The organism is Vibrio genomosp. F10 str. 9ZD137 (assembly GCF_049974785.1).
GTDB lineage: Bacteria > Pseudomonadota > Gammaproteobacteria > Enterobacterales > Vibrionaceae > Vibrio.
This window is the reverse complement of the sequence record NZ_JBNGCJ010000827.1, coordinates 1-5,019: the sequence shown is the minus strand read 5'-3', so window position 1 is coordinate 5,019 and position 5,019 is coordinate 1. Positions and strand designations below refer to the sequence as shown.

The 5,019-nt window shown below is 44.1% G+C and carries 7 protein-coding genes; 2 read left to right on the top strand and 5 right to left on the bottom strand.

The genetic code is table 11. The annotated features are described in order from the left end of the window. Positions 1-103 precede the first annotated feature (103 nt). Together ACP45E_RS18890 and mpl are read right to left on the bottom strand one after the other, a co-directional pair. The gene (locus tag ACP45E_RS18890) at positions 104-724 is read right to left on the bottom strand and encodes a flavin prenyltransferase UbiX (RefSeq protein WP_017036149.1); all 621 of its coding nucleotides are present in this window, start codon (positions 722-724) and stop codon (positions 104-106) included. Positions 725-738: 14 nt separating this feature from the next. After that, on the bottom strand, positions 739-2,118 hold the full coding sequence (gene mpl / locus ACP45E_RS18885; RefSeq protein ID WP_017037390.1) for a UDP-N-acetylmuramate:L-alanyl-gamma-D-glutamyl-meso-diaminopimelate ligase: 1,380 nt from the start codon (positions 2,116-2,118) through the stop codon (positions 739-741). Positions 2,119-2,358: 240 nt separating this feature from the next. On the opposite strand from mpl, the gene fbp reads away from it, so the two are divergent. Further along, positions 2,359-3,369, top strand: a complete 1,011-nt coding sequence (fbp, locus tag ACP45E_RS18880; protein WP_017036151.1) for a class 1 fructose-bisphosphatase — start codon at positions 2,359-2,361, stop codon at positions 3,367-3,369. 71 nt (positions 3,370-3,440) lie between these two features. On the opposite strand, the gene ACP45E_RS18875 is transcribed toward fbp, so the two are convergent. After that, positions 3,441-3,569 (bottom strand): hypothetical protein, encoded by a 129-nt coding sequence (locus ACP45E_RS18875; protein ID WP_277815726.1) that lies wholly within the window; start codon positions 3,567-3,569, stop codon positions 3,441-3,443. 59 nt (positions 3,570-3,628) lie between these two features. Here ACP45E_RS18875 and ppa point away from each other — a divergent pair, with 59 nt between their 5' ends. Continuing rightward, positions 3,629-4,156 carry an inorganic diphosphatase gene (gene ppa / locus ACP45E_RS18870; RefSeq protein WP_017036153.1) on the top strand — a complete coding sequence of 176 codons (528 nt, stop codon included), beginning with the start codon at positions 3,629-3,631 and terminating at the stop codon, positions 4,154-4,156. Positions 4,157-4,246: 90 nt separating this feature from the next. On the opposite strand, the gene ACP45E_RS18865 is transcribed toward ppa, so the two are convergent. Together ACP45E_RS18865 and ACP45E_RS18860 are read right to left on the bottom strand one after the other, a co-directional pair. After that, positions 4,247-4,600 carry a DUF2799 domain-containing protein gene (locus ACP45E_RS18865; RefSeq protein ID WP_017037392.1) on the bottom strand — a complete coding sequence of 118 codons (354 nt, stop codon included), beginning with the start codon at positions 4,598-4,600 and terminating at the stop codon, positions 4,247-4,249. A gap of 119 nt (positions 4,601-4,719) precedes the next feature. Continuing rightward, positions 4,720-5,019: translocation/assembly module TamB domain-containing protein (locus ACP45E_RS18860; protein WP_141707423.1), on the bottom strand; the 300-nt coding region annotated here is incomplete at its 5' end.

The following is a 5,019-nucleotide window of genomic DNA, read 5'->3' as shown; positions in this document are numbered from 1 at the left end:
CCGCTCTTCCGATCTGTGGTTTCGATTGTATGTGGTATTGAGAAACTTATCTATAAAGATTAACGTTTATTCAACAATTAACCCGGTGAATCATTTAACGCTGCTACTTCTTGTATCCCCAACGAGGAACAAGACCTTGTTCGATGCCTAAATGATCTAAAATTCTAGCAACCATAAAGTCCACAAGATCTTCAATCGATTGGGGTTGATGATAAAAACCCGGTGCAGCAGGCATAATAGTGACGCCCATTTGAGAAAGCTTGTGCATGTTTTCTAAATGAAGCGTAGAAAACGGCGTTTCACGAACGACAAGTAACAACTGACCACGCTCTTTCATCACCACATCTGCAGCGCGTTCAATGAGATTATCAGACATACCATGTGCTATCGCGGCGACACTTCCTGCTGAGCAAGGGCAAACCACCATCTGCTTTGGCGCTGCTGACCCCGATGCCACGGGAGAAAACCAATCTTCTTTGCCACTGACAAGCAGCTTATCTCCATCACACCCTAAATGCTCGACCAATGCTTTTTTGCAGGCGTCTGGCCCACTGGGTAATTTCAAATCATGTTCCGTGGCTAAGACCACCCTGGCCGCGGATGAGATCAATAAATGCACGGTATAATCGGCGGCCAGCAAACATTCTAATAAACGCATTCCGTAAGGAGCCCCCGATGCACCAGTAAAGGCTAAGGTAATGGCTTTATTCGTCGCTGTTTTCATTTATCGGTCACTTACTAGTTAGGGTTATTGAGAGAAGAACTTAGCGCTTCTAATGCCGCAAGCAACTTGCCATGTATACCTTCAAATCCACCATTACTCATGACGAGTATGTGATCACCAGGCTGAGCTTCTAAAACGATGTTAGCGACAAGTTCATTGATATCATCGCTCACATACGCCTGCTGCTCACATCGGCTTGCCACATCTTGAAGCGACCAATCGATATTATCTGGTTGATACAGGTAGACGAAATCCGCTTTTGAGAGTGACAAAGCGAGGGTGTCTTTATGAACCCCTCGCTTCATCGTTGCAGAGCGTGGTTCTAACACCGCGATGATTTTTTTATCACCTACTTTATTACGTAAACCATCCAAGGTGAGATCAATCGCAGTTGGATGATGGGCAAAATCATCGTAGACCGTCACTTGATTCACCACACCCTTTAACTCCAGTCGACGTTTAGTATTAATAAACTTCCCTAATGCGTCGCAAGCTAAATCCGCAGTGACGCCAACGTGTCTCGCTGCGCCAATCGCCATCAGCGCGTTTTCGACATTATGATCACCCACCAGATCCCAGTCCACACGCCCCACACACTGATTTTTAAAATACACATCAAAGACAGAACCATCTTTGACTATTTTTTCCGCGCGCCAATCCCCCTGAGAGCCCATAGATTCGGTTTCACTCCAACAGCCACGCTTTAGAACATCATCAATGTCTGAGCTTTGCTGCGGATGGAAAATACGCCCATTACTGGGAACCGTTCTAATCAAATGATGAAATTGGCGCTTGATCGCTTCAAGATCATCGAAGATATCGGCATGATCGAACTCTAAATTATTCATCACCAAGGTCCGTGGATGGTAATGCACAAACTTAGAACGCTTATCAAAAAAAGCACTGTCGTATTCATCTGCTTCAACAATGAAAAACATGCTGTCACCTAGCCTTGCTGATACCCCAAAGTTTCCAAGAACCCCACCCACCAAAAAACCGGGTTGGTAACCGCAGGATTCAAGGATCCAAGCGAGCATACTAGAAGTCGTTGTTTTCCCATGAGTACCCGAAACAGCCAAAACCCAGCGGTCATGCAGCAGAAATTCTTGAAGCCATTGTGGGCCAGACGTATAACGAATATTGCAGTTTAATACATGCTCGACACAAGGGTTCCCGCGGCTCATCGCATTACCGATAACGACTAAGTCAGGTTGAGGGCTTAGCTGAGAAGGATCGAAACCTTCAATTATTTCAATACCTTGAGATTCAAGCAAGGTGCTCATTGGTGGATACACGTTGGCATCTGAGCCGGTGACCTTATGCCCGAGTTGACGAGCTAAGACCGCTGCGCCTCCCATGAATGTGCCACAAATTCCCAAGATATGAATATGCATACAACTGTGCCTTACGAAGTGATTTTCGATTGAGACTCTCATTATCGCCATTTCAACATCAAAAGAAAGCGCGAATGTAAATCGCTGTAAATCGACAAATGAATTGAGAACTCAAGCGGTTAGTTCATTACCATAAATAAGATCTAACGCTTACACTACAATGAGTGTGATGACCTACAGCCCAACAAGAGGCAATCGTTATCGCTATGCCCCCATACTCATAATTGTTAAGGATATAACATGTCTGAAATGCGCACCCTTGGCGAGTTCATTGTTTCAAAACAAGCGGACTTCCCCCACGCTAGCGGTGATCTTTCATCTCTTATCTCTTCGATTCGACTTGCTGCAAAGATCGTAAACAGAGAAATCAACAAAGCTGGTTTAGTCGATATTACTGGTGCTGTCGGTACTGATAACATTCAAGGTGAAGAGCAACAGAAGTTGGACCTGTACGCGAACGACAAATTTAAAGCGGCACTTGAAGCGCGCGATCAAGTTTGTGGTGTTGCCAGTGAAGAAGAAGATGAAGCCGTTGCTTTTAATAAAGAACTGAACAAAAACGCGAAATATGTTGTGCTAATGGACCCGCTGGATGGTTCATCAAACATCGATGTTAACGTTTCTGTTGGTACGATTTTCTCGATTTATCGCCGCGTTTCCCCTGTTGGAACTCCTCCAACACAGGAAGACTTCCTTCAGCCTGGGAATAAGCAGGTTGCCGCAGGTTATGTCGTTTATGGCTCATCGACCATGCTGGTTTACACTACAGGCAACGGCGTGAACGGTTTTACTTATGATCCTTCGATAGGCACTTTCTGTCTTTCTCATCCAGATATGATGACGCCCGACGATGGTAAAATTTACTCTATCAATGAAGGAAACTACATTCGTTTTCCGACAGGGGTAAAAAAGTACATTAAATACTGCCAAGAAAATGTGCCGGAAGATGGTCGCCCGTATACGTCTCGATACATTGGTTCACTGGTTTCAGACTTCCACCGTAACCTGCTTAAAGGCGGCATCTACCTTTACCCAAGCACTCAAAGCCACCCTAACGGTAAACTGCGTTTGTTGTACGAATGCAACCCAATGGCATTTATCATTGAACAGGCAGGTGGCTCTGCTTCCGATGGTGTTAATCGCATCATGGATCTAAAGCCCACTGAGTTGCACCAACGCGTGCCTTTCTTTACGGGCTCTAAAAGCATGGTTGAAAAAGTTGAAGAGTTCATTGAAAAGAACCAAGACTGATCACTTATAACGTTAAAATTAAAGGTAAGCGCTGAGTACGTTCGCTTACCTTATTTTATTTCTTGCTTTCTTCAATTCAGTAACCGCCAACCAAGGTTGTCATCGCTCTCTTCGCCCTTCTTAAACAACACGCCATTCTCAAATAACACACCACTTCCTACACATTCATCGAAAATGATGAAAGAAGCGATATTTTTCAATTCTAAATCTACCAACTAGACTTACATAGCTGACTAATTATTCCTTAGAGGAGCTCGAAATGAGTCTAAAAACCGTCCCTGCTGGCCTATCTCTGCCTGACGATATTTATGTCGTTATCGAAATTCCTGCGAACGCAGATCCTATCAAGTACGAAGTAGATAAAGACACGGGTGCCGTTTTCGTTGACCGCTTCATGTCAGCCCCGATGTTTTATCCATGTAATTATGGTTACATCAATCACACCCTTTCTTTGGATGGTGATCCTGTCGATGTACTGGTCCCGACGCCTTTTCCGTTGATACCTGGATCGGTGATTCGCTGTCGACCGGTTGCCGTATTAAAAATGAGTGATGAATCAGGTGAAGATGCGAAAGTCTTTGCAGTACCGCATCAAAAGCTATCAAAGGAATACGACAATATTCAAGATGTCGATGACATCCCAACGCTTCTAAAAGCACAAATCACGCACTTTTTTGAGCGCTACAAAGAATTAGAAAGTGGTAAATGGGTAAAAGTGGAAGGCTGGGAAGATATCAATTCAGCAAAAGAAGAGATTGTTCAGTCTTTTAAACGAGCTCAAACATAAGAACGATGTGTATTGACGAAAAGAGTGGAAAAGCTTAGCTGCCTGCAACACATGAAGCAGCTAAGAATCTACGAATCAACATCGATGTCTCTACCTTAAAGATCCTGACTCTCTGCCAGAGTCATAATCCGCTCGGAAAAATACGTTTACGTCATCGCATATTCCTCGGTAAGGCTTTCCTGACGCGCCGAGCATACGAGCATCTTGGGCGCAGTATTCTGATTTACCTTCTTGGTAACCTTTACCGTACGCTATGTATAAATTGTCGTTGAGCACACCTTTTTCATCGAGCTTATTTAGCCTTGATTGAGAATCATACAGCTGTCCATCTATTGCTCTTTGCTTACCAAATTCAGACCAATCGTTCTCAGCGTATGAATCTGGCGTTTGTACCTGTGCACAGCCCACCGTAAATAAGGCCACTAATAAATATAAGTACTTCATTGTTTATCTCCCATTGCATGAAGTTGAACCAATAACTACTATCGTTCATCTACTTACAACGAGACCCGATAGCCATTAGTTTTCTTTCACGTATCAATACGTGTATCGAATAAAAAAGATCACTCAAACTCAAATTGATAAAGTAAGTCCACGGCATTATCCGCACCCGATAAGACTTCAAGGTAAAGATCACTCATTAAACGGTATCGGACGGTAAACTCCCCAATGGATTCGAAAATCCCTACCCCATACTTAACTTGCAGCCCTGGCAGCACGTAACCACTTACTGTAACTTGAGAATCCTCACCAGAACCCGCCGTATCTAATTGTAGGTCTTGGACACCAAAAGCTTCACCAATTTCGCCAACCACCTTACCGCTTTTCGCTAACCTCAGGCCAATCAAAGAGATCGGAAGAGC